25 protein-coding genes are annotated in these 26,041 nt (G+C 62.0%); 9 read left to right on the top strand and 16 right to left on the bottom strand.

The window, feature by feature from the left end; translation table 11 throughout:
- Nucleotides 1-93 precede the first annotated feature (93 nt).
- Genes ACE3QM_RS12125 through ACE3QM_RS12115 form a run of 3 tightly spaced genes read right to left on the bottom strand, consistent with a single transcriptional unit; the run spans nucleotide 94 to nucleotide 3,073 of the window.
- On the bottom strand, nucleotides 94-1,422 hold the full coding sequence (locus ACE3QM_RS12125) for a TRAP transporter large permease (protein ID WP_048408248.1): 1,329 nt from the start codon (nucleotides 1,420-1,422) through the stop codon (nucleotides 94-96).
- Complete coding sequence (locus ACE3QM_RS12120; protein WP_048408247.1) at nucleotides 1,419-2,009, bottom strand: TRAP transporter small permease; 591 nt, start codon at nucleotides 2,007-2,009, stop codon at nucleotides 1,419-1,421. Before ACE3QM_RS12120 ends, ACE3QM_RS12125 begins: the two co-directional genes overlap by 4 nt.
- A 59-nt stretch (nucleotides 2,010-2,068) precedes the next feature.
- A complete protein-coding gene (locus ACE3QM_RS12115) occupies nucleotides 2,069-3,073 on the bottom strand; it encodes a TRAP transporter substrate-binding protein (protein WP_374422169.1) in 1,005 nt (334 codons plus the stop codon).
- Between the two features lie 222 nt (nucleotides 3,074-3,295).
- On the opposite strand from ACE3QM_RS12115, the gene ACE3QM_RS12110 reads away from it, so the two are divergent.
- From ACE3QM_RS12110 to ACE3QM_RS12100, 3 genes are all read left to right on the top strand, one after another.
- Nucleotides 3,296-5,572, top strand: coding sequence for a PAS domain S-box protein (locus ACE3QM_RS12110; protein WP_374422167.1), 2,277 nt, complete (start codon nucleotides 3,296-3,298; stop codon nucleotides 5,570-5,572).
- 467 nt (nucleotides 5,573-6,039) lie between these two features.
- Entirely contained in the window at nucleotides 6,040-6,372 is a 333-nt protein-coding gene (locus ACE3QM_RS12105) for a hypothetical protein (RefSeq protein ID WP_374422165.1), read from the top strand.
- Nucleotides 6,373-6,513: 141 nt separating this feature from the next.
- A complete protein-coding gene (locus tag ACE3QM_RS12100) occupies nucleotides 6,514-7,020 on the top strand; it encodes a DUF1993 family protein (protein WP_231464683.1) in 507 nt (168 codons plus the stop codon).
- A gap of 13 nt (nucleotides 7,021-7,033) precedes the next feature.
- Here ACE3QM_RS12100 and nadB read toward each other — a convergent pair whose 3' ends face one another.
- A complete protein-coding gene (nadB, locus tag ACE3QM_RS12095) occupies nucleotides 7,034-8,632 on the bottom strand; it encodes an L-aspartate oxidase (RefSeq protein WP_048408242.1) in 1,599 nt (532 codons plus the stop codon).
- Between the two features lie 400 nt (nucleotides 8,633-9,032).
- Between nadB and ACE3QM_RS12090 the strand changes: the two genes are divergently transcribed.
- The 6 genes from ACE3QM_RS12090 (at nucleotide 9,033) to ACE3QM_RS12065 (ending at nucleotide 19,101) form a co-directional block, all read left to right on the top strand.
- Nucleotides 9,033-9,617, top strand: coding sequence for a fimbrial protein (locus ACE3QM_RS12090; RefSeq protein ID WP_231464688.1), 585 nt, complete (start codon nucleotides 9,033-9,035; stop codon nucleotides 9,615-9,617).
- Nucleotides 9,618-9,713: 96 nt separating this feature from the next.
- The gene (locus ACE3QM_RS12085; RefSeq protein ID WP_231464691.1) at nucleotides 9,714-10,394 is read left to right on the top strand and encodes a fimbria/pilus periplasmic chaperone; all 681 of its coding nucleotides are present in this window, start codon (nucleotides 9,714-9,716) and stop codon (nucleotides 10,392-10,394) included.
- Nucleotides 10,395-10,472: 78 nt separating this feature from the next.
- Nucleotides 10,473-13,124 (top strand): fimbria/pilus outer membrane usher protein, encoded by a 2,652-nt coding sequence (locus tag ACE3QM_RS12080; protein WP_231464693.1) that lies wholly within the window; start codon nucleotides 10,473-10,475, stop codon nucleotides 13,122-13,124.
- Nucleotides 13,125-13,153: 29 nt separating this feature from the next.
- On the top strand, nucleotides 13,154-14,824 hold the full coding sequence (locus tag ACE3QM_RS12075) for a ShlB/FhaC/HecB family hemolysin secretion/activation protein (protein ID WP_374422160.1): 1,671 nt from the start codon (nucleotides 13,154-13,156) through the stop codon (nucleotides 14,822-14,824).
- Nucleotides 14,825-14,954: 130 nt separating this feature from the next.
- Entirely contained in the window at nucleotides 14,955-17,930 is a 2,976-nt protein-coding gene (locus ACE3QM_RS12070; protein ID WP_374422158.1) for a GLUG motif-containing protein, read from the top strand.
- 91 nt (nucleotides 17,931-18,021) lie between these two features.
- Entirely contained in the window at nucleotides 18,022-19,101 is a 1,080-nt protein-coding gene (locus tag ACE3QM_RS12065; RefSeq protein ID WP_374422156.1) for a fimbrial protein, read from the top strand.
- On the opposite strand, the gene ACE3QM_RS12060 is transcribed toward ACE3QM_RS12065, so the two are convergent.
- The 12 genes from ACE3QM_RS12060 to ACE3QM_RS12005 form a co-directional block, all read right to left on the bottom strand.
- Entirely contained in the window at nucleotides 19,088-19,405 is a 318-nt protein-coding gene (locus ACE3QM_RS12060; protein ID WP_374422154.1) for a hypothetical protein, read from the bottom strand. The genes ACE3QM_RS12065 and ACE3QM_RS12060 overlap by 14 nt on opposite strands.
- Nucleotides 19,402-20,172, bottom strand: a complete 771-nt coding sequence (locus ACE3QM_RS12055; protein ID WP_374422152.1) for a hypothetical protein — start codon at nucleotides 20,170-20,172, stop codon at nucleotides 19,402-19,404. Before ACE3QM_RS12055 ends, ACE3QM_RS12060 begins: the two co-directional genes overlap by 4 nt.
- 8 nt (nucleotides 20,173-20,180) lie before the next feature.
- Nucleotides 20,181-20,561, bottom strand: a complete 381-nt coding sequence (locus ACE3QM_RS12050) for a hypothetical protein (RefSeq protein ID WP_374422150.1) — start codon at nucleotides 20,559-20,561, stop codon at nucleotides 20,181-20,183.
- 320 nt (nucleotides 20,562-20,881) lie between these two features.
- Nucleotides 20,882-21,298, bottom strand: a complete 417-nt coding sequence (locus ACE3QM_RS12045; RefSeq protein WP_374422147.1) for a hypothetical protein — start codon at nucleotides 21,296-21,298, stop codon at nucleotides 20,882-20,884.
- A complete protein-coding gene (locus tag ACE3QM_RS12040; RefSeq protein ID WP_374422145.1) occupies nucleotides 21,295-21,684 on the bottom strand; it encodes a hypothetical protein in 390 nt (129 codons plus the stop codon). Before ACE3QM_RS12040 ends, ACE3QM_RS12045 begins: the two co-directional genes overlap by 4 nt.
- Before the next feature lie 240 nt (nucleotides 21,685-21,924).
- Entirely contained in the window at nucleotides 21,925-22,380 is a 456-nt protein-coding gene (locus tag ACE3QM_RS12035) for an SUKH-3 domain-containing protein (RefSeq protein ID WP_374422143.1), read from the bottom strand.
- A gap of 32 nt (nucleotides 22,381-22,412) precedes the next feature.
- Nucleotides 22,413-22,997, bottom strand: coding sequence for a hypothetical protein (locus ACE3QM_RS12030; protein ID WP_374422141.1), 585 nt, complete (start codon nucleotides 22,995-22,997; stop codon nucleotides 22,413-22,415).
- A 213-nt stretch (nucleotides 22,998-23,210) separates the two neighbouring features.
- Nucleotides 23,211-23,522, bottom strand: coding sequence for a hypothetical protein (locus ACE3QM_RS12025; protein WP_374422139.1), 312 nt, complete (start codon nucleotides 23,520-23,522; stop codon nucleotides 23,211-23,213).
- Between the two features lie 70 nt (nucleotides 23,523-23,592).
- The gene (locus ACE3QM_RS12020) at nucleotides 23,593-23,991 is read right to left on the bottom strand and encodes a hypothetical protein (RefSeq protein ID WP_374422137.1); all 399 of its coding nucleotides are present in this window, start codon (nucleotides 23,989-23,991) and stop codon (nucleotides 23,593-23,595) included.
- Nucleotides 23,992-24,027: 36 nt separating this feature from the next.
- On the bottom strand, nucleotides 24,028-24,555 hold the full coding sequence (locus ACE3QM_RS12015; protein WP_374422135.1) for a hypothetical protein: 528 nt from the start codon (nucleotides 24,553-24,555) through the stop codon (nucleotides 24,028-24,030).
- 48 nt (nucleotides 24,556-24,603) lie between these two features.
- On the bottom strand, nucleotides 24,604-25,149 hold the full coding sequence (locus tag ACE3QM_RS12010; RefSeq protein WP_053074194.1) for an SMI1/KNR4 family protein: 546 nt from the start codon (nucleotides 25,147-25,149) through the stop codon (nucleotides 24,604-24,606).
- Nucleotides 25,150-25,228: 79 nt separating this feature from the next.
- Nucleotides 25,229-25,843: a hypothetical protein gene (locus ACE3QM_RS12005; protein ID WP_048408229.1), complete on the bottom strand. Its 615-nt coding sequence runs from the start codon at nucleotides 25,841-25,843 to the stop codon at nucleotides 25,229-25,231.
- Nucleotides 25,844-26,041 lie beyond the last annotated feature (198 nt).

Here is a 26,041-nt window from a genome sequence, read left to right as displayed (position 1 = left end):
TATACGGGCTTAACGGCGGAGCGGGCTATCGCCTTGTCTGACAAAAAACGCGATGGCGAATGCCACCGCGTTTTCATGCTTGTCAGGCGGATGCTAATTCACCATGCCCAGCGCGCGCGGCAGCCACAGCGAGATTTCCGGCACATAGGTGACGGCCACCAGGAAACCCAGCATGGTCAGCAGCCACGGCCACACCGCCACCGTCAGTTCGGTGATGCCCATCTTGGTGATGCCTGAGGCGACGTAAAGGTTCAATCCCACCGGCGGATGGCACATGCCCACTTCCATGTTAACCGCGATCAGAATGCCGAAATGGATGGGATTGACGCCCAGTTTCACCGCCACCGGATAGAGGATGGGCGCCATGATCAGCACGATGGCCGACGGGTCCATGAAGTTGCCGGCGGCCAGCAGCAGGATATTGGTCAGCAGCAGGAAGGCGACGATGCCCAGGCCCTGGCTGGTCATCCACGCCGCCATCGCCTGCGGAATCTGCTCGGAAGCCAGCAGGAAGGAGAACAGCACCGCGTTGGTGATGATGTAGAGCAGCATGGAGCTCATCGACGCCGCGTTCAGCAACACCTTGGGCACGTCCTTCAGCCCCATGTCCTTGTAGACGAAGACCGCGATCACGAAGGCGTACACCGCCGCCATCGCCGCCGCCTCGGTGGGCGTGAAGATGCCGCTGTAGATGCCGCCTATCACCAGCGCGATCAGCAGCAAGCCCCAGACGCTGTCGCGGAAGGCCTGCCAGCGCTCGCCCCAACTGGCGCGTGGCAGCCGCGGGTAATCGAATTTCTTGGCGCGGAACCAGGTGGTCAGGCCCAGCAGCAGGGACAGGCACAGGCCGGGCAGCACGCCGGCCATGAACAGCTGGCCCACCGATGCGGTGCTGACGCTCATGCCGTTGGGACCGGTGACATCCATGCCGGCGGTGGCGATGCTGTACATCACCAGGTTGATCGATGGCGGGAACAGGATGCCCAGCGCGCCGGAAGTGGTGATCACCCCGGCGCCGAAGCGCTGCGGATAGCCCTGCTTGACCATGGCCGGCAGGATGATGGAGCCCACCGCCACCACGGTGGCCACCGAGGAGCCGGTGATGGCGGCGAACAGCGCGCAGGAGACCACGCCGGCCAGGCCCAGCCCGCCGTACCAATGGCCGACCAGGGTGGTGGCGAAGCGTATCATGCGCTTGGCCACCCCGCCGTGCATCAGGAAGTTGCCGGCCAGGATGAAGAAGGGGATGGCCATGATCTCGAACTTCTCGATGCCGGTGAACAGCTTCAGCGCCACCGAGGTGATCGGCACTTCCGTCATGGTGAACAGGAAGGTCAGCACCGTCAGGCCCAGGGAAATGGAAATCGGCATGCCGGTCAGCATCAGCAGCATCAGCAGGCCAAAAATGATCAAGGCGCTCATGGCCGGCCTCCGTGGTGCAGATCATGGGGGTGCATATTGTCCAGTTGCTCATCGCCTTCCAGGCCATCCACATGGCCATGGTCATGCTTGGGCAGCGAGCCGGTCTTGACGAAGTTCCAGGCCACTTGCAGGAAGCGGAAGCACATCAGCGAAGAGCCACAGGGAATGGCCAGGTAGACCAGCCACATCGGCGCTTCCAGATCGGGGGAAGTTTGATCGGTGTGGGCGATGTCCCAGACGAAATCGGCGCCCATGACGGCGACGGTGCCGGTGAACAGTGCGCCGGCCAGCAGGCCGAACACGATGAAGCGGGCGCGGCGCTTGTCGCTGAGCCGGTTGATCAGCACATCGACGCCGACATGGATGCCGGTGCGCACGCCGTAGGCGGCGCCAAACTTGGCCATCCAGACAAAGAGGTAAATGGTCAGCTCCTGCGCCCAGGACATATTGATGTGGGCCAGCAGCGGCTGCAGAGTGGCGATGCCCGAGCCGTAGCGGTGCAATACCGCGGCAAAGGTGATGAGGGTGGCGGCCCCCATCAGGCAGGCGATCATCCACTCCTCAAGGTGATCGAGGAATTTGAACATGGCTGTCTCCGCATGGAACAAGAGCATGCCGCCTGGCATGCTCTTGGACTCGCATGGTCTTATTTGGCCGGGTTGAAACCGGTCTCTTTATAAATCTGGTTTAGCAGATCCTGACCGATGCGGCCGGCCATCTTGGCATGGACCGGCGCCAGCGCTTTCTTGAAGGCGCTGCGCTCCTGCGGAGTGGGTGTATAGATCTGGGTCTTGCCGGCGGCCTTGATGCCGGCCAGCGCGCGTTCGTTTTCCTTCTTGGCGATGTCGTTGGCGTAGATGGACGCATCGCGGATCGCGCTGTCCAGCTGGGTACGGACATCGGCCGGCAGGCCGTCCCAGAACTTCTTGTTGACGATGACGGCGTAGCCGAGGAAGCCATGCTGGGTCAGCGTCAGCTGTTTCTGCACCTCATAGGCCTTGCTGGTGTACAGATTGGACGCTTCCAGCTCGGTGCCGTCCACCACGCCGGTCTGCAGCGCCTGGTATACCTCGGAGAAGGCCATTACCTGCGGCAGCGCGCCCAGGGTGCGCATTTCCTCTTCCAGCACCTTGGACGACTGGATGCGGATCTTCATGCCCTTGAGGTCGGCCGGGGTGCGGATGGGTTTGTTGGCGGAGAAATTCTTGAAGCCGTTGTCCCAATAGGCCAGGCCCTTGATGCCCTTGCTCTCCAGCTTGCCCAGCAATTGCTTGCCGATGGGGCCGTGCATCACCTTGTTGACCTGATCGTAGTTGTCGAACAGATAAGGCAAGTCGAAGACCTCGAACTCCTTCACCCCCAGCGGGCCGAACTTGGCCAGGCTGGGCGCCAGCATCTGCACCGCGCCCAACTGCAGCGCTTCCAGTTCTTCCTTGTCCTTGTACAACTGGCTGTTGGGATACACTTGCACCTTGACCTTGCCCTTGGTGCGTTGCTCCGCCAGTTTCTTGAAGTATTCCGCGGCCTTGCCCTTGGGGGTGTCCGGGGAAACCACATGGCTGAACTTGATGACGATCTCGCCGGCGGCGTTGGCGGTGGCGGACAATGCGAACGCGGCGCAAACGGCCACGGCGGCAAACTTCAGTTTCATTCTCATCTCCAATGTGAATGCATGGTGCGGATTTAGGAAAGGCTGCCCATGCTTAATATTATGCTTTTGTATTTTTAAGGGTAAAGCTGAGGCTACTTTCCTTTATATGCTGTCCTTGTGGACAGTCTCTGTGTTCGGTGTAAAGTAGAAGTTCCCCGGTCCTTCAGCCATTAGGGACTTCAGCATTAGGATTTTCCCTAGTATGTCATGCAAATAAAAAATATGGCGCAACGCCGCTCTCCCCGCATGCTCTGGCTCAGCGCGGCCTCGCTGCTGCTGGCGCTGGTTTTGGCGCTGGGCAGCCTGTTCTACCTGGTCTACCGCGATTGGCGCGACGAGCAGCAGGATAATCTGATCCAGGAAGTGCTGTGGCTGGAGCAGTCGCTGCGCATGCATCTGGAAGGGCAGCAGGAGTGGGGCGACACGCTGAGCCGGGAGATCGAGGGCGGCGCCATCGACAGCCTGCGCTTCGCGCGCCAGGCCTCCTTCTACCTGCGTGAAAACCCGGAACTGCTGACCATAGAGCAAGTGGACCTGGACGGCCGGGTGTTGCGCGATCAGCACGGCACCCGCCGCGACGGCAGGGTGTTGCGCGGCGAGGAGTTCGACGCGCTGTGGCGCGCCAACCGTCTGCTGCGTCCCAGCTACGGCGAGCCCTACCAGGGCGGGGACGGCAAATACCGTTTCGACCTGGCCGTGCCCATCGTCCACGACGGCAAGCCGCTGGGCGGGCTGCGGCTCAGCTACCAACTGGACCTGCTGCTGTTCAACCAGGTGCCGTGGTGGATCGCCTCCAAGAACTCCATCAGCATCCAGGACCTGAGCGGCAAGATCCTGGCCAGCAAGTTCGACCCGGCGGAGCGCCCGGGCACCGTCTCGCACCAGACCAGTTTCGACCCGCCCGGTTACGGCCTCTATCTGCACGCGGTCAGCTACCGCGCCGGTCTGGGCCTGACCCTGCCGGTGCTGTCCGGGCTGATCGTATTGCTGGTCAGCGCGCTGTTGTACGCGGCCTGGCGCATCCGCCGCCATGTGCGCGAGCGCGCCCACGCCGAGCAGGCGCTGGCCAAGGAAGTGTCGCTGCGCCAGGCGATAGAAGACTGCATGAAGAGCGGTCTGGTGGCGCTGGAAGACGAAGGGCGCATCGTGCGCGTCAACCGCGCCTTCTGCGACATGTTGGGCTTCAGCGCCGAGGAACTGGTGGGCCAGGCGCCGCCGCACGCGTTCTGGCCGGCCGACGACCACGCCACCATGACCGCGGCCATCGCTGCGGTGCGCGATAACCGCCAGCCGGAGCAGGGCTTCGAGCTGCGTTTCGCGCGCAAGGATGGCGAATTCATCGAGGTGAGGCTTTACGCCACGCCCTTGGTGGAGGCGGACGGCAGCCAGCGCGGCTGGATCGCGTCCTTGTTCGACATCACCGAGCGCAAGCGGCAGCGGCTGGCGCTCAATGCCTCGCACCAGCGCTTCCTCACCGTGCTCAACGGTCTGGTGGCCGGCGTCTGCGTGATGGAAGAGAGCGGCGGACTGTTGTTGTACGCCAATCCGGCGTTTGCCCGGCTGTGGCTGACGCTGGAACCGGACGGCCCTTGCTGCGTGCTGCTGCCCGGCTTGCAGGAGCAACCGGAGCAGGACGAATACGGTTTGGAGTTCACCACCGACGGCGGCACCAGCTGGTTCCAGGCCCACCGTCGCCGCATCGACTGGGTGAACGGCGAATCCGCCTGGCTGGCCATCCTGGCCGACATCAGCGAGGACAAGGCGCGCGAAGGACGGGAACTGGCGCAGCAGGAGCGTTTGCAAAACACCTCGCGCCTGATCGCCATGGGCGAAATGGCCTCCACGCTGGCGCATGAGCTGAACCAGCCGCTGACCGCGATCAACACCTATGCCGCCGGCGTCAGCCGTCGCTTGCCGGCGGCGCTGGAATTGCCGGCCGGCGTGCGCGAGGCGATCCAGGCCATTGCCGAGCAGGCCAAGCGCGCCGCCCAGATCGTCAGCAGCATTCGCGCCTTCGTCAAGAAACACGAGCCGCAGCTGGAGCGGGTGGAGCCGGGGCCGGTGGTGCTGCGCGCGGTCGGCCTGGCGGAGGGCCTGGCCACCAAGGCCGGCGTCAAGCTGCAAGTGGAGCAGGACCTTGGCCGCTGTCTGCTGGACATGGACCCGGTGCTGATCGAACAAGTGCTGCTCAATCTGATGAAAAACGCGATCGAGGCGATGCAGGAAGCGCAAACCAAGCGGCCGCGGGTCAAGGTGCGCACTTCCATTGGGTCCGCGTTCTGGCGAGTGGAAGTGGTGGACAATGGCCCCGGTCTGTCCGAGGCGATGAAGAGCAATCTGTTCACCCCGTTCTATTCCACCAAGCCGGACGGCATGGGCATAGGCCTGAATATCTGCCGTTCCATCGTCGAATTCCACCGCGGCGAATTCGGCGCCAATAGCACCGTGGCCGGCGGTTGCGCGTTCTGGTTCACCCTGCCATTGGCCAAGCCTGAGTAAGAACTTGTTTACGATCTGCTGCGCGTCGGCGGGATGGATAGAAATGGGCGTTGAAACCAAGCTCAGTGCTCATGTACCACGAGTACATTCCGCTTTCTTGGCCGTTTTCGCCTTGTCTCGCTCTTGCTCGCGAGACTTTGAACAGGCTCTAAGAACCTGTTTACGATCTGCTGTGCGTCGGCGATACGGCGTTGAAAACGTCTTCGAAATGCTCATGTACCGCTTGTACATTCCGCTTTCTCAGCCATTTTCGCCTTGTCTCGCCTTAGCTCGCGAGATCGTAAACAGGTTCTAAGGGCTCACACTCGCAAAGTTATGACAACAGTCTTGTTGGTCAGGTGAACTACCGGCCTATCCCTTACTATTGTTTGTCATAAGGTTTGGGCGGGAGCATGCCGCTTGCCCGGACCCGACCGTGGCGCTGCGCGTCCGCGCCAAGCATTCATACACCCGGGTAGGAGCTGATGATGAGCAAAACTAGCGCGATGTGTTGGCTGGCAGGCCTGCTGGCCGTATTGACAATGGGCGCCGCCAATGCGGGGATCACGTTCAAGAAAGGCTGGAACGATCCCGCCAACAGCGATGTGAAAGCCTATACCCAGGCCGAGGCCACCGAATACCTGAGCAATAAAAGCGATGCCTTGAAGGAAATGATCGATAAATCGGCATGTAAGCTGAATGTGTCCAAGGGCTGCCATCAGAAGAGCGATCCGCACTTTACCCTGGACGGCATAGGTTCCAAGGCGACTTGCAAGAATATTTACGCGGGCTCGAAAAGCATTCACGTGCCTTGTCCGTGAGTCGTTGGAGACATGGAAGGAAAGCGCCGCCACTGTGGGAGCCCACGGCCGCGGCGCTTTCGCTTATGCTGTAACGGCGAGCCGCATCCCCGCCGTCCTGGCCGGATCGGCCGTTTTCCCTTATCCGACAGGAGCCCGCCGATGTCTGTTTCCATGTATCAAGCTTCCGTCCCGGTGCTGATCCGGGGCCTGAACAATTTGTCCGCCTTGCTGGACAAGGCCGCCGCCGACGCCGCCGCGCGCAAGATCGCGCCGGAAGTGCTGCTGAACGCCCGCTTGGCGCCGGATATGTTCGCGCTGACGCGCCAGGTGCAGATCGCCAGCGACAGCGCCAAGGGCTGTGTCGCGCGGCTGGCGGGCGTTGAGGTGCCGAGCTACGCCGACGAAGAGGCCAGCTTCGACGAGCTGCGCCAACGCATCGCCAAGACCGTGGCCTATGTGCAGGGCTTCTCCGCCGCGCAGATCGATGGCAGCGAAACACGAGAGGTGGTGCTGAAAGTGCGCGGCGAGGAGATCCGCTTCAGCGGTCAGAGCTATCTGCTGGGCTTCGTGCTACCCAATTTCTACTTTCACATCACCACCGCCTACGCCATCCTGCGTCACAACGGCGTGCCGCTGGGCAAGATGGACTATCTGGGCGGGGTGTAGCCCGCCCGGACCGTCAGTCCGGCTTGGCGACTGGCGTGTCTTCCGGCGTCAGGATGGTTTCCTGCGCCAGTTCCAGTTTTTCCGGATAGTCGCGGCTGTAATGCAGGCCGCGGCTCTCCTTGCGCAGCAGCGCGGAACGCACGATCAACTCCGAAGTCTGCACCAAGTTGCGCAGCTCGATCAGATCGTTGCTGACATGGAAATGGCGGTAATACTCATTGATCTCCTCGGCCAGCAGGCGGATGCGGTTCTGCGCGCGCATCAGCCGCTTATTGGTGCGCACGATGCCCACATAGTCCCACATCGCCCGGCGCAGCTCGTCCCAGTTGTGGGAAATCACCACTTCTTCGTCCGGGTCCGTCACCTGGCTGTCGTCCCAATCCGGGATCTTGGGCAGCTTGATTTCCGGCGCGGCCAGAATGTCTTCCGCCGCCGCCTTGCCTATCACCAGGCATTCCAGCAAGGAATTGCTGGCCAGGCGGTTGGCGCCGTGCAGGCCGGTGCAGGCCACTTCGCCCACCGCATATAGTGCGTCGACATCGGTGTGGCCGCTCAGGTCGGTGACCAGGCCGCCGCAAGTGAAATGCACCGCCGGCACCACCGGAATGGGCTGCTGGGTGATGTCTACCCCCAGCTCCAGGCAGTGGGCGTAGATATTGGGGAAGTGTTCGCGGATGAAATGGGCCGGCTTGTAGGAAATGTCCAGGTAGACGCAGTCCAGGCCGTGCTTCTTCATCTCGAAGTCGATGGCGCGCGCCACCACGTCGCGCGGCGCCAGTTCGGCGCGCGGATCGTGTTCCGGCATGAAGCGGGTGCCATCCGGCAGCTTCAGGATGCCGCCCTCGCCGCGCACCGCCTCGGTGATCAGGAAGGACTTGCTGTGCGGGTGATAGAGGCAGGTGGGGTGGAACTGCATGAATTCCATATTGGCCACCCGGCAGCCGGCGCGCCAGCCCATGGCGATGCCGTCGCCGGTGGCGGTGTCAGGATTGGTGGTATAGAGATAGACCTTGCCGGCGCCGCCCGAGGCCAGGATGGTGTGTTTGGCGGCGATGGTGACGATCTGGTCCGCCAGCTTGTCCAGCGCGTAGACCCCGTAGGCGCGCTTGCCCGGCAGCCCCAGCTTGCGCGAGGTGATCAGATCGATGGCGATGTGATCTTCCAGCTCGGTGATATTGGGATGCGCCTTGATCTTCTGCCCCAGCGTGCTGGTCACCGCCGCGCCGGTGGCGTCCGCCGCGTGGATGATGCGGCGATGGCTGTGCCCGCCTTCCCGCGTCAGGTGGTAGCCGGTGCGATGGGTCTCATCCTTGGTGAAGGGCACGCCCAAGGCGATCAGCCAGTCTATCGCCTCCTTGGAGTGCTCGACGATGAAACGCGTGCTGGCCTCATTGCACAGCCCGGCGCCGGCGATCAGCGTGTCGCGGATGTGTTCTTCCACCGAATCCTCGGTGTCCAGCACCGCGGCGATGCCGCCTTGAGCGTAAGTGGAACTGCCTTCCAGCAAATCGCGCTTGGTGATCAAGCCCACCTTGCGGCTTTCGGCCAGATGCAGCGCCAAGGTCATGCCGGCCAGGCCGCTGCCTATGATCAGAACGTCAAACTTGAGCATGGTGAAATCCTGCGGACGCAGAAGTCGAAACGGACAGGCAGCGTAGCAGACTTCATCCCAGGATGACAGATGCTTCAGCCGCCGCCGGATGGCGGTCCCATGGAAGCCCACGGCATCGCCAGCGTTATCCGGATTTCGTCAGCTAGTCGGTGGCGATGGACAGGAAAATATTCACCTATTAAGAAATTTCTCATTTTCCCGCACTGCAGCAAGGTTTGAGAAACGTCTCATTCAGCTGGCGCGTGGGCCTGCAGATAATGTGCCTGCCCAATTCCCGGCGAGCAGAAAGCAGGCGGCGCGCCGGAACGGGGTATCCCCTAATAGGGTGTCCAGCGGTGGCGGTTCGGCGTTCAGGATCGCGGCTGTGGATTTCGATGGATTAAATTTTGGAGTGCGTTACATGAATAAGCTGACTATTAGCGTGGCATTGGCTTTGGGCGTCGGCCTGGCATCCCAGGCGTTTGCGGCCAACCGCGGGGAAATCGTGTTCAAGGGCAGCGTCGCCAGCAGCACCTGCCTGATCGACGGTCAGGAAGACGGCTACAAGGTAGTGGATTTCAATAACCTGAAGCCGGAGGAAATCGGGGCGACCGGCAGTGCCGCGGTGCCGTTCAGCCTGGTGATTACTGGCATGTCCAATGTCTGCAATGCCAATCGGGTGCAAATCGCCTTCAACCCGAACAACCTAAACGTGAATCGCGGCACCGGCCGTCTGAAGCTGAGCGGCCCCAGTTCGGCCACGAACGTGGAAATAGGCTTGTACAAGGGCACGGGCAGTTCCGCAGTCAAGATTCCGCTGGGTGCCGGCAATAGCGAGGATATACCTGAAGCCAATTTCACCCCGGATGTGCCAACTTCAGGGGATCCGAAAATGCGTACCGCCACCGTCGAGCTGTCCGCCAAGTTGGAGCGCATCAATCCCGCTACGGATGCTGGCAGCGGCTCGGTGTTCAGCCAGATCGACTACGTGCTGGCTTACCGCTAAGCCCCAGGTTCTGAAATTGAGTTGAGGAGGGCGGCCATGGCATGGATGGCGCGCAAATATGCAGGTCTGGCGGCTATTTATGCTGTGGCGGTCCTGATGTGGGCAAGCACCGCGGAGGCGGCGCTGGTGATCCGCGGCACGCGGATCATCTATCCCGCCCAAGAGCGGGAAGTCAGCATCCAGTTGGAAAACAAGGGCAATGACCCTGTCTTGGTGCAGTCTTGGCTGGATCTGGGCGATGCCACGGTGGCGCCCAGCGATATCCCGGTGCCGTTCACGCTGTCGCCGCCGATTTTCCGCATGGATGCGGACAAGCGCCAGGTGGTGCGCATGCTATATAGCGGCGAACCCTTGGCCACGGATCGGGAGTCGGTGTTCTGGATCAATTTCCTGGAAGTGCCGCCCAAGGCCGCCGGCGCAAACTACTTGCAGTTCACCTATCGCACGCGCTTGAAAGTGTTTTTCCGACCCTCCTCCTTGGGCGACGACCCGGCGCTGGCTCCGCGGAAAATGCGCTGGACGGTGGTGAGAGAAGCCGGGAAGCATTATCTGGAAGCGCATAACCCCACGCCTTATTTCGTTTCCCTGTTCAAGGCCGATGTGCAGGCCTCCAGCCTGACGCCGATTGAAGTGCCGGTTGACATGGTCAAGCCTTTCTCCTCCGAGCGCTTCGCCATCCCGAGCCAGGCGCAGGCCTTCAAGCCCGGTGTTCTGCTCCGCTTTCAGGCGGTGAACGACTTCGGCGGCATTATCGACGCGGAGGCACGCTTGCAATAGTCAGGCTTTCGCCAGTGACTTTCCACGCACCGGGGCTGGCCCCGGATCAAGAATCGAAGCAATTAAGCGAGACTGCATATGGGTGGCTTGAGCGGAAGCGACAAGGCCGGGACGGGCGCGCCCGCGGTCAGGCCTTTGGCGGTATTGGTGGCGGGCCTGTTCAGCGGCGCCTGCGCCGCCGCCCACGCCGACGGCGTGACGCCGGCCGCAGTGCCGGAGCCGGCCACAGCCGGCGGCGAGCAGCCGGCTGCGCCTCGGGCGGCATCGCGCGATGTGGTGTTCGACGCGTCCTATCTATTCACTGGCGCGGGCCAGAAGGACATTGATCTCAGTCGCTTCGAACGGGAAGGCCAGATTCAGGCCGGCAGCTATAGGCTGGAAATCAACGTCAACGGCCGCTGGCAGGGCATGGAGGATATCGTGTTCGCGGAGCGCGAACCCGGCGCCAGCGCGCAGCCTTGCTTCAAGCGCGAGCAACTGGAGCGCATGGGCGTGGACATGGACAAGGCCGCGCGCGGGCAGAGCGGCAGCGGCGAGCCCAACCCGATGCCGGACAGCCTGTTTTGCGGCGAACTGGCGCAATATGTGCCGGGCGCTAAGGTCAGCGTGGACATGGCGGAACAGAAGCTGACCTTGCAAGTGCCAACGCTGTTCGTCCACTTCGCCACCAGCAGCAGCTTCGTCGGTCCTGAGAAATGGGAGAGCGGCGTCAGCGCCGCCATGCTCGATTACAACGCCAATCTATACAGCAGCGAAAGCCGGGGCACGCGCAATAGCAGTGCTTATGTCGGCCTGAATGGCGGCGTCAACCTGGGGCGCTGGCGGCTGCGCCACAACGGCTCGCTGTCCTGGTCGTCCGGCCGCTCCGGCCGTTATCAAAGCGGCTCGGTCTATCTGCAGACCGATGTGCCGGCCTGGCGCTCGCAGCTGGTGTTGGGCGAAACCTCCAGCAGCGGCGAGCTGTTCGACAGTCTGTCCTTCCGCGGCGTGCAACTGAGCAGTGACGCGCGCATGCTGCCGGACAACGAGCGCAACTACGCGCCGGTGATCAACGGTACCGCCAGAAGCAATGCCAAGGTCAGCGTGTCGCAACGCGGCTACCTGATTTACGAAACTTCGGTGGCGCCAGGCGCCTTCGCCATCCGCGATCTGCAAGTCAACAGCGATGGCGGCGATCTGCTGGTCAAGGTAGTGGAGGCCGATGGCGCCGAAAGCAGCTTTGTCGTGCCCTATGCGTCCACGCCGCAGCTGCTGCGCAGAGATATGCAGCGCTACAGCCTGATCGCCGGCCAGCTCAAACAGCCGGGCGTGGCCGACGACCCCTTCTTCGTCCAAGCCATCTACAAGCGCGGGCTGGATGGGTTGTGGACCGCCTATACCGGCGCGATCGCGTCCAGCGACTATGCGTCGGCCTTGCTGGGCATGGCCGCCAATACCCGGGTGGGCGCTTTCGCCGTCGACCTGACCCGCGCGCAGAGCCGGCAGCCGGAAGGACGGCGCTTTCATGGCAATAGCCTGCGGCTGTCGTTCAGCAAGCGGCTGGACGCCACCGGCACCAACTTTTCCTTGCTGGCCTACCGCTACACCACCTCCGGTTTTCTGTCGCTGACCGATGCCATCGCGGTGAAGGAACAGCTCCGGCAGCAACAGCCCTTCGATTCCGTGGTGCGGCAACGCCACCGCTTTGATGCCAACATCAGCCAGCAATGGGGCCGCGGCTCGCTGTACGCCAATGGCTCGATGCAGCAGTTCTGGGGCGACTCCAGCAAGGAAATCAATTTTTCCGCCGGCTACGGCAATAGCTGGCGCGGCGTCAGCTACAGCCTTTCCGTGCAGCGCACGCGCAGCCTGACCCAGGGGCTGAGCGCGGCCAACGGCAGCCGCACCACCTATCTGCTCAACCTGAGCCTGCCCTTGGGCGAGGGCCGGCGCACGCCCACCTTGAACAGCTTCGTCACCCGCGATTCCAACAGCGGTTTGCAAGCCACCGCCACCGTGTCCGGCGTGATGGACGAACAAGGCAAGGTCAATTACTCGGTCTCCGCCAGCGATGCGGAGCAAGGAGGCGCCAGCGGCGGCGCGCAATTGGGCTATAGATTGCCGTACGCCCAGCTCAACGCCAGCGTCAGCGCCGGGCAGGGCTATCGCCAATATTCCGCTGGCGCCGCCGGCGCGCTGGTGGCTCATCCCGGCGGGCTGACCCTGTCGCGCAGCCTGGGCGAGACCATCGCGGTGGTGCGCGTGCCGGACGCCGAAGGCGCCCTGGTGGGCTCCGGTCAGGCGCGGGTGGATGGCCGCGGTTACGCGGTGGTGCCCAGCCTGACCCCTTATCACCTCAACACCATAGATATCGACCCCAAGGGCATGCCCTTGGACGTGGAACTGAAACAGACGGGCAGCAAGGGCCTGGCGCCGCGCGCCGGCGCGGTGGTGATGTTGTCCTACGACACCGAAATGGCGCGCGCCACCCTGATCAACAGCCGCTTGCCGGACAACAAGCCGCTGCCGTTCGCCGCCACGGTGCGCAACCGTGCCGGCGACAGCGTCGGTGTGGTGGGGCAGGGCGGCCGCATCCTGGCCAAGGGGCTGGAGCCCAGTGGCGAATTGAGCGTGTCCTGGGGCGAGGCGCCGGAGCAGCAATGCCGGATCGACTATCAACTGCCCAAGCGGGACGACGGCAGGCAGCAGCGCTATGAAGTGCTGGACGCGCCCTGCCAGCCGCGGCGGTGAACCCCTCTTTCCCCCCCATGAGCGATTGCATGCACATCACCCGCCACATCGCGCCTTGCGCGCATCCATATCACCTGCTGCTGGCCCTGGCCTGGAGCGCGCCGGCGCTGGCGCAGTTGCCGGACGCGGGCCAATCGCTGCGCGACATCGAGTCGACACGGCCGCAATTGGCGCCATCCATCGCGCCGGAGCTGGAGCTGAGCGCGCCGTCCAGGCCGGAGGTGGTGGAGCCGGACAGCGGGCCGCGGCTGCGCGTCGCCGGCTTCCGTTTCAGCGGCAATACCGCCTTTGACGCGGCGACGCTGGCGCCGCTGCTGCAAGACCTGGCCGGCCGCGAACTGGGCATGGCTGAATTGAGCGCGGCGGCGGAGCGCTTGACGCGGTTTTATCTGCGGCACGGCTATCTTTTGGCCCGCGCCTATTTGCCGCCGCAGGAAATCGAGGCTGGCGAAGTGAGTATCGCGATCCAGGAAGGCCATTACGGCGCGGTGGAGCTGGACAATGCATCGCGAACCCGCGACCAGGTGCTGCGCGCGCCCTTGCGCGGGCTGGAAGGCCGGCTGGTGGAGCGTGACGCGCTGGACGAGGCCTTGCTGCGATTGAACGACTTGCCAGGCGTCAATGTGCGCGCCACCTTGCGGCCCGGCACCCAGGCCGGCCGTTCCGATCTGCTGCTCCAGGCCCAGCCCGGCGCCTTGCTCAGCGGCGGCGTCGAGCTCGATAACTATGGCGGCAAATACACCGGCGAATACCGGCTGGGCGGTAGTCTCAACCTCAATAGCCCGCTCACCCTGGGCGATCAGCTCAGCCTGCGCGCGATGGGCAGCGATGGCCGGCAGCAATACCAGCGCATCAGCTACCAACTGCCGTTGGGGCCTTGGCTGACCCGGTTGGGCGCCGCCTATTCCAATATGGAATACCGGCTGGGGCGCAGCCTGAGCGATCTTGGCATGCACGGCAATGCACGCATCACCAGCGGCTTTGTCAGCCAGGCGCTGCGGCGCGGACGCAACTTCAGCCTGCACGGCCAACTGCTGTACGAAGACAAGCAGTTGAAGGACGACATCGAGTTCGACGGTAGCCGCAGCGTCAAGCGCGCGCGGCTGTGGACCGCCACCCTCAGCGCCAACGGCCAGGACGGCCTGGGCGGCGGCGGGCTCAGCCAGCTGTCGCTGGCCTACAGCGCCGGCGAACTGCGGATGGAAGATCCATTGGCGCAATGGTGGGACTACCTGACCACCGACACCCAAGGCAGCTTCGGCAAGCTCAGCCTCAGCGGCGTCCGGCTGCAAAGGCTGAGCACGCGGCTGAGCCTGTACGCCCAGCTCAATGCCCAATGGGCGAGTCGCAACCTAGATTCCTCCGAAAAAATCAGCCTGGGCGGACCCTATGCGGTGCGCGCCTACCCGGCCGGCGACGCCAGCGGCGACGAAGGCTGGATCGGCAATCTGGAAGCGCGTTACGCCGCTTGGCCCGGCGTGCAGGCCGCGTTGTTCTACGACTACGGCCAGACCCGGGCCAATAAGCGCGGTTGGGGGCAGCTCAACCCCCGGCTCCAGCGCGGCGCGCTCGGTCTGGGCCTGGGTTGGCAACAAGGCCATGGCCAATTGAATGTCAGCGCGGCCTGGCGCGTCAGCGCCGGCAACGCGGCCCCGGAACGGGGCCCCACTATCTGGGCGCAAGCGAGTTGGCTGCTTTAGGGCGTTGTTCATGTTCCGCCGCGCTGCGGCGGCGGTGGCTTGGACACGCTCTGGAGCGTCGCACGCTGGTGTTCGGTAATTCTCCTGTGTTGGGAGACTGCACTTCGTTCATTTTAAAAAGGAAGCTGTGATGAACAAGACCTACTCTTTACTCTGGAACCCGCTGCAGCAGTGCTGGCAAGTGGGCAGTGAATTGAAGCGCGCGCGCGGCAAGGCGGGCAGCGGCCGCCGCTGGCAGGGGCGCCTGCTGGCGGCGCTGGGCCTGATCGCCCTGGCGCCGGCCCACGCGCTGCCGCAAAACGGCAGCGTGGTGTCCGGCAACGGCAATATCCTGGTGATCGACAACGGCAAACAGCTATCCATCAACCAGGGCAGCGACAAGCTGGCGATCAACTGGGATCGCTTCGACATCGCCGCCGGCGAGAAAGTGCGTTTCAACCAGCCCGGCAGCCAGTCCATCGCGCTCAACCGCGTGTTGGGCAATAACGGCAGCTCCATCCTCGGTCAGTTGGAAGCCAATGGCCGTGTATTCCTGATCAACCCCAATGGCGTGGTATTCGGCAAGGGCGCGCAAGTCAATGTCGGCGGCCTGGTCGCCTCCACGCAAAACCTGAGCGATGCCGACTTCCAGGCCGGCAAGTACCGTTTTGCCGGCACCTCCGCCAGCAAGATTGAAAACGAGGGCAACCTTGTGGCCAAGGACGGCGGCTTTGTGGCGCTGCTGGCGGCCAAGGTGGAAAACAAGGGCACGATTCAAGCCCAGCAAGGCAAGGTGGCCTTGGCCGGAGGCCGGGCCTTTACCTTGCAGCTGGATAATGACGGCCTATTGAACCTGCAAGTGGATCCGACGGAGATTAACACGCAGGTGTTGAACCGCGGCCTGTTGCGCGCCGATGGCGGCGAAGTGCTGCTGACCGCGCGCGTGGCCGAAAGCGTGCTCTCGACGGCGGTGAATAATCTGGGCGTGATTGAAGCCCGCGCCTTGAACAACCGCTCCGGCAAGATCGTGCTGGATGCCGGCGATGGCCGCGTGGAAGTGGCCGGCCGGCTGGACGCCAGCGCTCAGGGCGCGTCGCGCGGCGATGGCGGCCAGGTCGAAGTCAAGGGCGGCAAGGTCAATGTGGCGCTGGCCACCGCGGTCAATACCACCGCCAACAATGGCCGCACCGGCAGCTGGAAAATCAGCGCCAATCAACTGGACGTCAGCCCGGGCGCGTCCCAGCCGGCGGACAGCGGCGTGTTCGCCGACACCCTGTCCCGCAACCTGGCCAATACCCATATCGAGCTGGCCAGCCGTAAAGGCGATATCGTGGTCAATGGTCCGGTCAACTGGAGCAGTGGCAACGCCTTGACCTTGAACGCCAGCAACAATGTCCAACTCAATGGCAATCTCAGTGCCACCGGCGTTGGCGGGGCGCTGGCGCTGAACTATGGCGGCGACGGTTATTTCCTGAAGTCCGGTGTCAAGGTCACCCTGTCCGGCAAGGGCGCCCAGTTCAGTTCCAATGGCAACCAGTACTCCGTGATTCAGGACGTGGCGCAGCTGCAGGCCATCAACGGCAACCTGAACGGCCTCTATGTGCTGGGTAATGCCATCGACGGCTACAACCGCGCGTTCAGTTCCATCGCCGGTGGCGGCAATGCCAGCTTCTCCGGCATGTTCGATGGCCTGGGCAACGACATCAGCCGGCTCAACATCCAGTTCGCAGGGCCGGCGCTGGGCCTGTTCGCCGCCAATAGCGGCGTCATCGGCAACGTCAATCTGCTGAACAGCCGTGTCAACGGATCTTCCAGCTACATGGGCAGCGTGGAGATTGGCAGCCTGGTGGGCCGCAATACCGGTCTGATCCATAACGCCAGCAGCAATGCCGTCGTCGATGCCTCCGGTAGCCGCATGAACTCCACCGGCGGCCTGGTGGGCGTCAATGCCGGCAGCGAGGCCGTGGTGCGCGATTCCACCTTCAACGGCACCGTTTACAGCAATCGCTACACCCAAGCCATCGGCGGCCTGGTGGGTGAAAACGTGCAGGGTACCTTGCAGAACTCGCAGACCAATGCCCGGATTTACGCTTCCAGCATGGCGCGCAATGAAATCGGCAGCGGCGGTGTGGGTGGACTGGTGGGCTTGAACAATAACGGCAGCCTCGTGGACGTTTCCGCCGCGGGCAGCGTGGATGCGCGCGTGGGGCTCAATGTCGGCGGCCTGGTGGGCTATAGCAAGGGCGGCAGTATCGACAATGCCAAGTCCAGCGCCTCGGTGTACGCCAGCAACGACAGCCGCATCGGCGGCTTGGTGGGGTACAACGAAGGCGGCTCCATCAACGGCTCCAGCGCCAGCGGCATGGTCAAGGGCGCGTACAGCGCCGCCATCGGCGGCTTGGTGGGCCTGAATCAAGACGGCTCCATGTTCAACGTTAACGCCAGCGGCCAGGTTTACGACACCGGCAGCGCCAGCCTGGGCGGTCTGATCGGCACCAATAACGGTGGCAAGGTGGTCACCGCCGCCGCGCAAGGCATGGTGACCGGCGGCGCCAACAGCCGTGTGGGCGGCCTGATCGGCAGCAACAACACCGGCGATATCTCTTTTGCCCGCGCCAGCGGCAAAGTGAGTGGTGGCAGCAACAGCTTGGTGGGAGGGCTGGTGGGCTATAACGGCGGCAATCTGCGGTCGACGGATGCATCCGGCGAAGTCATCGGCGGCGATACCAGCCGTGTTGGCGGCCTGGTCGGCGTCAACAGCAATAGCAATGAAGCCGGCAGTATCCAGATCGGCAATGCCACCGGCAATGTTCGCGGCGGCAGCCGCAGCTTGGTGGGCGGCCTAGTGGGCATGAACGAGAGCGAGATCGACAACTCGGTGGCCAGCGGCATGGTCAGCGGCGGCAGCGACAGCATGCTGGGTGGCCTGGTGGGCATGAACCAGCGCTCCGGCACGGTCAACTACTCCACCGCCAGCGGCAAGATCAGCTGGGTCAATGGCTGGCGCCAGGTCTATGGTGGCTTGGTGGGCTGGAACTATGGCGAAATGCGCGGCAACCTCGCCATGGGCAATGCCGCGCTGGTTCCAAGCTATGGCCGTAACGAAGGCGTGATCTCCGCCTACTGAGCCACGCTGAATGCCGGCTGAAGTTGGCCGGCCACCCGGCCATGGCATGTCATGGCCGGGTTTTTCCAACGAGCGCAAGGCGAGGAAGTCTATGTTTAAAGCCCTGCAATGGCTGGTGGCGCTGATCGGCTTGCTATGCCTGTCCGGTGGCGCGGCGGCGGCCGTTTCCGTCAAGAGCTGTCGATTTCCGGTACCCGAGGCCGGGCCATGGATCGGCGGGGATGGCAATTCGCTGCAGATCTCTGAAGATACGCCGCCGGGCACGGTATTGAGCAAGCGCGGGGTACAAGTGATCGGCAGCTATAAGGCGAATACCGGCTATCCGGACGATCAGGTGCAGATCATAGGGCACTGGACCGGCGGCGGCGGCGGCGCACTTGACCAGTACGGCACCATGCCCACCAATATCGCGGGTATTGGTCTGCGCTGGAGCTACGAGAGCTCATCGGGCGACAAGACCTTGCCCTTCAGCCTGAAAGCCGAGGTGCTGGCAATGAAACCCGCGGAGAACACCGGCCAATCCAGAGAGGATTCGCTGGTACTCAATATGTATCAAGAACTGATCGTGACCGGCCCCAGTCCAGGTGGACAGGTGACGAGCCTGCCGGGCGCCAGCACCCAGTTCTACCTACAGGCGGTCAATCCTAAAGTATCGACGCTATGCAATGAGCTGGCCGACTTCAGTACGCTGCAGACTGGGCTGAACCCACCGCCGATCAGAAACGTCTGCCAATTGCAGACCAAGAGCGTGGTGGTGGATATGGGGCAATACAATATCGGCGATTTTCCGGTGCTGAACGGCGCGGCGACCAAGCCGGGTCAGGACTTCACGCTGCAACTGAGCAAATGCGCGGCCGAGGCCAAGCCCAAGATACAGTTCACCGATGCTTCCAAGCGCGACAACAATAGCGCGCTGCTCAGCATCTCTTCCGATGCCGAAGGCGGCGCGGCGGCGGCTCAGGGCCTGGCGCTGCGGCTAAGCAGGGTGGGCGGCGACAATGGCGTGATCACCTTTGGCCCCGAGGGCGGGGTCGGCACTCCGCACTTCGAGCTGGGTAGTCCGCAAAGCGGCATGGTGGAAATGAAGCTGCATGCCGAGTACATCCGTACCGGCACCATCCACCCGGGCCCCGCCAATGGCAAGGCCGAATTCCTGATCAGCTATCCTTAGCCGGCTGGGGCGAGTTTGCTTGGCGGTAGTAGTCCTGTACCAAGGCCTCGATCCGGTAATCCAGCGCGCTCATATTGCGCGCATCGTATTCCGGCCGCGGCTCCGCGATGGCCCTCAACGCCGCGATCAGCTCGGGCAGGCGCTGCTGCAGGTCCAGCTGCTGGAAGGTGCGGCAGGTTTCGGCCCAGGCCTCGGCCGGACTCAGCTCCTCGCTGCCTATGCGCACCCCCAGGCGATGGAACACGGTGTCTATCAGACTCAGGGTGCAGATTGCTTGTCGCAGCGTGGCTTGTGTGGGGGTCATGCTCTGGTCTCCGGTGCCGCGGGCAGGGCGACCGCGTGCGTTAGCAAAATGGCTTCTATGCGTTGGATGAAGCTGGCCGGCATGGCCGTATCCGCGCCATGAAGATCCGCCAGCCCCACCTCCACCACGCAATCGACCAACTCGAGAAAGCTGTCTCGCAAACCCTGGTCCGCCAGTCTCTGCGCCAGATCCGCCGGCGGCGGATCGCCGCTGCCGTTCAAGGCCAGGCCGGCGCCCTCGCTTTCCCACGCTGGCAGGCTGGCCGCGTGTTCAATGGCGTAAAGATGGCTTAGCAACTGGGCAATGGCGGGATGCGACAGCGCCTGGGCCTGGCAGAAAGCTTGCAAACAGGACGCCGCGTATAACTGGAGCTGGCGGATGGTGCGGGAGGCGGGAGGGGCCGGCGGTTCGAGGGGCGCATGATCGAAGTCGTCCCAGCGCGCGGTGGCGGCGCCGGCCAATAGAGTTTGGGAGGGTGGGAAGGCCGCCAATAGCCGGCCATCGGGCGAATCCATGATTTCCGCCAGGATTTCCAGGTCCTCCCGACAGCCGGTGTGTTGCGCCAGGAGGTGCAGCGCCTGCTCGGCCTGCGCCGGCTGTCCCTGCCGCAGCGCGCTGCCGGCCAGCGCGAGCAATGCCTGTTTCAAGGCCTTGTTGCGCGCTCGTTCCGCGGTTTCGTCGCTGAAATCCTGCGTGTAAAAGTCCTGCATCGCCGCGTCCAGCCGGCTGAGCTGTTCCGCCAAGGCGGCGGTTGGCGTTTTATCCATGGCGTTCTCTATGGGAGCGGTAGGCCGCCGCGGGGCGCGAGCAGGTTTTCCGGCGCAATCCGCAAGCCGTTGGCCAAGTAGTCCAGCGCGGCGTCGAAGCTGTCGAAGCTCGCCCGGAGGTGGCGCAGATACAGATCAACGGCATCCTCGTGTTCGGGCAGGTATTCATCCAGCCCAAGATGGTAGCGCTGCGCCACCCGTTTGAAAAAGAACTCGCGGCAGACCAGGCCGGCCGCGCCGCGATAGCGGTCATTGCGCCAGACCCCGGCGGTTTGGTGAACCCGGCTTTTCAGTTGTTGCTGCGCTGGCGTGAGCATGGCGTTTCCATGCGGTCTTGATTTGGCGGCCTGCGGGCCGCGCTGGTGTCCATGGGCCGAGAAGGTCGCCATTCTAATGCATGGGCTGGGCGGTGGCGCGGCAATATCGCCCGCGTGGCTCATCCAGCGGTGAACAGGTACAGGCCATCCTCGCGGTCTTGCAGATCCAGGGTGGCGCCCGCCGCATTGAAAAAACCGTAATGTCCTTGCTGCCGTTGGCGGACCTGGTGCTGGCATCGTTCAGCATTTTCCGGAGGTTATCGTGCGGATACGTAGCTTATTTGGCTGTGGTCAAAGCCCAGTGCGACAGCTCATATTCCACGCCATCGAACATGCCGTTTTCCGGCTGCGGCAAGGCGGCCTGGGTGCTCAGCGCCACACCGGCCTGGCCATCAAGGCAAGGCGCAGGCGAAGAAGGACAGGGATGGGCGGGGCACGGCGCTCAGGAAAGACAGGGCTTCGCGGTAGCTGGCCTCGATCACGGGTAGATCCGGAATCAGATAATAGCCCTGGTTCGGGTAAGTGCAGCCCTGGTAGCCGGAGATGCAGAGATGGATGGGCGAGGAGCAATGGCTGGCGGCTTGCAAGCGCTCGCGCAGCAGTTCAAACGCCTGCTCCGGCTGCGTGCTGATGAGGCGCACATGGCTTTGGGCCTGGCGCATGCAGGCCTTGAGCCAGGTGGATGCCTGCTCCACGCTCAATGGCCTGCCGTTGGCGAATAATGGCCCGATGAACGGATGGCTGTTAGCCGCGTGTTCAAGATTCCTTCGCCAGCGCAGCTGGATTCTCAATTCGTCGGCCCGGTTCATGGTTTTTTTGCCCGCCACACGCGTGCCGCGGCCGGAAAGGACAAGCCTTCAAATTGCGCGATGAAGCCCAGCGCCTCAGGCCAGCGATAAAGCCTCCTGGAACAGAACGCGCTACTGCCGCCCTGATTGGCAATCTCGATCAGATAGAGGTTCTTGTGCTGCTCTTGCCGGCTTATCGGATCGAAGCAACGGGCAGGCCTGATCGACACCCGGCAATCATCTTGCAATTCATAAGGCTTTTTTAGGATGGCGGCGCGGCCATCCCAGGGGTTGTGGTCCGCCTCGGCCGCGGCCGGATCCTGAACCAGGGTGTACCAATGATGTTGCGAGCCGGGAGAGGCGGGCGCTTCCGCATCGGCTGCGGAATAGATCAATACGGTTTTCATGGGTGATGGAGAATCATGGCTGCGACAGCATTAGGGTTCAACGGCATGTTTTGCAAAACAAGGCGCGGCTACGGGACCGTGACGCTTGGAACCTGTTTACGATCGGCTGCGCGTCGGCGGAATAGTTAGACAAGGGCGTTGAAAACCGCTTCGAAATGCTCATGTACCACTTGTACATTCCGCTTTCTCAACCGTTTTCGCCTTGTCTCGCCTTAGCTCGCGAGATCGTGAACAGCATTCTTAATGCTGGAGGATGAGGAAGTCCCGTTTGAAAATGATGTTTTCCAGCGCCGCGACGACATCGGCGCCAATTCGGCAGAAGAAGTCATCATAGCCGGCGTAAACCGCGCCGTCCTCGGCAATGAGATAACTGAGGTGCCTGGCATAGCCTTGTCCCACCGGCAGCAGCTTTTGCCCGATCAAGGGCTGGTAGACCTCCAAGGCCCAGAGGCGATCAAAGCCCCGGGTGGCCTGGATGGCGTCAAAACAGGACTCGTCATCCGCGTCTCCGTTCCATGAGCGGTGGCTCAAGGTAATGCCATGGAAGCTCTGGATGAAATGCACGCCGGCCGGGAACACTGCGTAGCCGTCCTGTTCCCAAGCCAGGATGGCCGCTTGCGGCGCGATGTTTCGGCCGGCTTGCCAGCCATGAGCGGCCAGAATGGCCGCGCTGGCAGCCGGGAAGGCGTAACGCATAAGGTTTTCTTTCCGCGAGACGGAGCGTGTGCTCAGCCGTATAAATATTCGAAGAAGTTCAAACTGCCCTCCGCGCCCAGAAATGGGGACGTCGCGGAGCAAAAGTCCTCGGAGAACGCGCCGCTCACCTCGCCGTCCGCGTCGAACACCTCAAAGACTTGATACTTGCCGTAGATCAGATCCACCATGGCGGCCAGCGCATGGAGGAGGGCGGGCAGCGAGGCGGCAATCCGCAGCAGCGTGCCGGCTTCGTGCTGGGCCCAGATGAGCGTATGCTCCGGCCGCAGCTCCGCGATAATGGGCCGGCCCCCGCCGATATCGTCCATGATCACCAGGCTGTTAGCCGGCCAGTGGGCCGGCGGCAGCGCCTCATTCCCGCGCGGTGAGTAAGCCGTTTGCGCCGCAGCCAGCGTCGCGGTGTTATGAAACCGCAAGGGCGTCAAACCGGTTTCGATCAAAACGTCGACCGGGTTGTAATGGCGGTAGAACGCCAGGATATCCGGGTTGGCCGGGCCTGCCCATGGCCAACTGGCGCTGCCAGGACTGAATTGCCCACTCAAGGCGTAGGCGCGGTGCTGCGCGATGAGGTTTTCCATCCCACTGGCGATGGTGTTCATATTGGCTCTGTTCTCAATGTTGGGCTGAGCGCCTGTTCAAAGCCTCGCGGGCTAAGGAGAGACAAGGCGAAAACGGTTGAGAAAGCGGAGTGTACACAAGGTATATGAGCCTTTCGAAGACGTGCTCACCATGTAACGCGTTGCCGACGCGCAGCAGACTGTGAGCAGACTCTTGGCCCGCCTTGCCGGAGAGCGCGCGGCATGCTGGCCCACTTAAACTCGAAACACCCGAGCCAAGGTGATGGGCTCATCGTCATCGTATTCAACAATAGCGTGCTCGCTTGCCAGTAAGACGGTTTCCAGCAGCAGGAATAATGGATAGCTGGGCATGGCCAATTCCATGAACAAGCAATGCTCAGACTGCTTGAAGGTGCGCATGCTGTAATGCCAGCCGCTCTCCATGGCGGGGTCACGCAGCATCAGGCAGTCCTCGCTCGCCGTGCTTGCCATCGCGCTGGACCTTAGCGTGTCCATCAGCAATTGGCCGCCACCCGCTGGCAGTTTGATCAAATATTCATCGCTCATCGCTAATGCTCGTGGGTGGAATCCGGTTTGTGCTCAAGCGGCCTGCCGGGGCCCGCAATCAGATGGCGCTTCAAGCTCGTTTGCCTGCATTACGTGTTGCCGAGTCGGCGATATCCGCGTCCTCATCCTTGGCCAGAGACTGCAAGATATCCAGCGGCGTCTTTTTGTTCACCGCGATGGACTGGCGTACGGTGGCCGCCGGATCTTGAGACAGCAGGATAAACAATTCGCGGGACAATCTTCTTTTGGTGGCGACAAACTGGCGAATATCCGGGCCATAGTTGCATAGCTCGGCCAGGATTTCAACGGGCACGGTTTTATTATGCGCAACCCACCGCCGGTAGTCGGGATAGCGTTGAATCAAGTCCCTCCACACCGCTAGCGGCGCCTCTTCAAAGGCGGAACGGTCATATTCTTCTTTATTATCGCTATCACGCAGGGCAATGAATTCTTCCGCGGAGTGGATCATTTTGGGCCTTTCTTATTCTCAGCGCCGCTTGCCGGCCTATTTCATCAGCGAGAATGGCTTGAACTTTATCTTTAAGCGGCGCTGTTCGCACAATATCTTGAAGGACTCGGTGACAAAAAAGAATTGAGGCAGATTCGCGTCCCGGACGATCAAATCCTCCCGCCGGATGTCGGCATCTTTTCGTATCTGAATTTTATAATCATCCACTCTCTCGAATATCGGTTTTCTATTCAAGATTCGGCCCGCGAACATCTCTATGCTGCCGGCGCCAACACGGGTCTTGCAGGGGTGTAAGCTCATCTGTGCTGTTAGCGCTTCACCGATGCAGGTGCAGGCCAGAACAGAAAAGATGGGCAGGCTGATGCTGGGCTCGAAGTAGTCATAATCCGCCATGCTCTCTTCCTGGAAAAAAGCCTGCGCGTTGGCTTGTAGCGCGCGACCGTTTTCTAGACCTTTATTGCCCATGCCAAGCAGGAAGAAATCGAGAATGGCTCCATCGGGATCTTTGATATCCAGCAGCGAGTGTTCGCTCTGTGTGGTGCTGAACATGCTGTAAATCTTCATCGGCTCTCTTTCGTCCGCTTGCCAGGGACGGGCTTGCGGTTTCACTTTTCAACAGAGTGACTGCTGCAGCAAGCGCTCCAGCTCGCTAAAGCTGCTGGCAAGCTTGAGCATATTGTCCCAGCAAGCCTCAACCGTGCAGTCGGCCTCATTGTCATGATTCCAGTAATAAATATGCCCGGAGTCCACTTGGCTGCCATTCAACAGCAATAAGCTGCCGCTGGAATCATGAGCAATTGGAAGCAAGCCATGCGGAATCCGGCCCTGATATAAAGTGCTGGCGTAGTCCAGGGTACAGGCTTCCAATGGGCTGGAATAGGCATAAAAATACTGTATCGAGATACTCTGAGTTTGAAGTCGGAGCGAGCCAGGCTCAGGCCTCCCGCCGTTATGCTGGCTTAGGAAATCCAGATAGTCTTGCGGGATTTTCAGCTTTCTGGCGCTAAAGTAATCGAGCAATACCGCTAGTGTCGGCCTGGCTTGGTCATGATAAGCCTCCAGCAACTGCCGTTTTTGCCTCTTGTCATACTTGATGCCATGTTTAAGCAAGAGCTCCATTTCCGCAGGGCCAACTCCCAGTGGCAGATAAGCCGCCATATTCGCTTCCTATTGGTGGTATCACAGGCATGGTTGGTGCTGAGCCGAGCCAGGCAAAACAATAAGTCTGTCTGGGGGACTATGGGAAAAACACGGTTCCAAAATCCTGCACCGGAACCAGCGTAACGCCTGGCCGGTCAAGGATGTCGGCGATGCTTTCATGCGCCAACAGCCAGCCCTCGGTGGTGGCACCCATTTTAAACAGCCTGCGCTGGCTCAACGGAATGGAGGCCAAGGTCTGGGCGCAAAGCTGATAGCTAACCACCTCATAGCGCAGATCGGCAAAGCCGCTTAAAGGCTCCGGTGCATAATATGACAAGCTTCTGTCCCAGCAATCCAGCGAGCGGGTGAAGGTCAAAAAGTAATAATCATCATGCCGCTGGCCCTTGTGGTCGCAGTAGCTGGCGGCCTGCGGTACGAGGCCGGGCAGCTCCATGGCGGCCAGCCGCTGATATATCGCATGCTTGACCGCGATATCCGAGCCATGAAACAGAATCTCCGGCGGGCTATCACTGAATATGCCTTTATTGCTTTCAGTCTGCGCGCCGTTGATGAATTGCAGCGGCAGCGCGCTAGCCGGCAGCGCTTGAGAGCTGTAGGCCAGGTCCGCGGTGGCGGCATCCGCCGCAAGAATCGGGCGGTTCTCCGCGCTTTGGTAGCAAATGAAGTAGTACTCGGAGTCGTAATGGCTCATGCGGAGGCACCGGCTTGGAGGGTGGAGGGGACTAAGTTGCCGGCTAGGATTCTAGCGTATATGCGGGAGGCACTGCTTAAGAGCCTTTTTACGATCTGCTACGCGTCGTGGAGCGTTACGCGGAGAGTACAGTTTCGAAATGCTGATGTATCAACCGTACATTTCGCTTTCTCAGCCACAACGCCTTGTCTCGCCCTG

The sequence above is a fragment of the Chromobacterium sp. genome, from assembly GCF_041912965.1.
Taxonomy (GTDB): Bacteria; Pseudomonadota; Gammaproteobacteria; order Burkholderiales; family Chromobacteriaceae; genus Chromobacterium; species Chromobacterium aquaticum.
The sequence above is the reverse complement of the archived record's forward strand: the minus strand, read 5'-3'. Positions and strand labels throughout refer to the sequence as shown.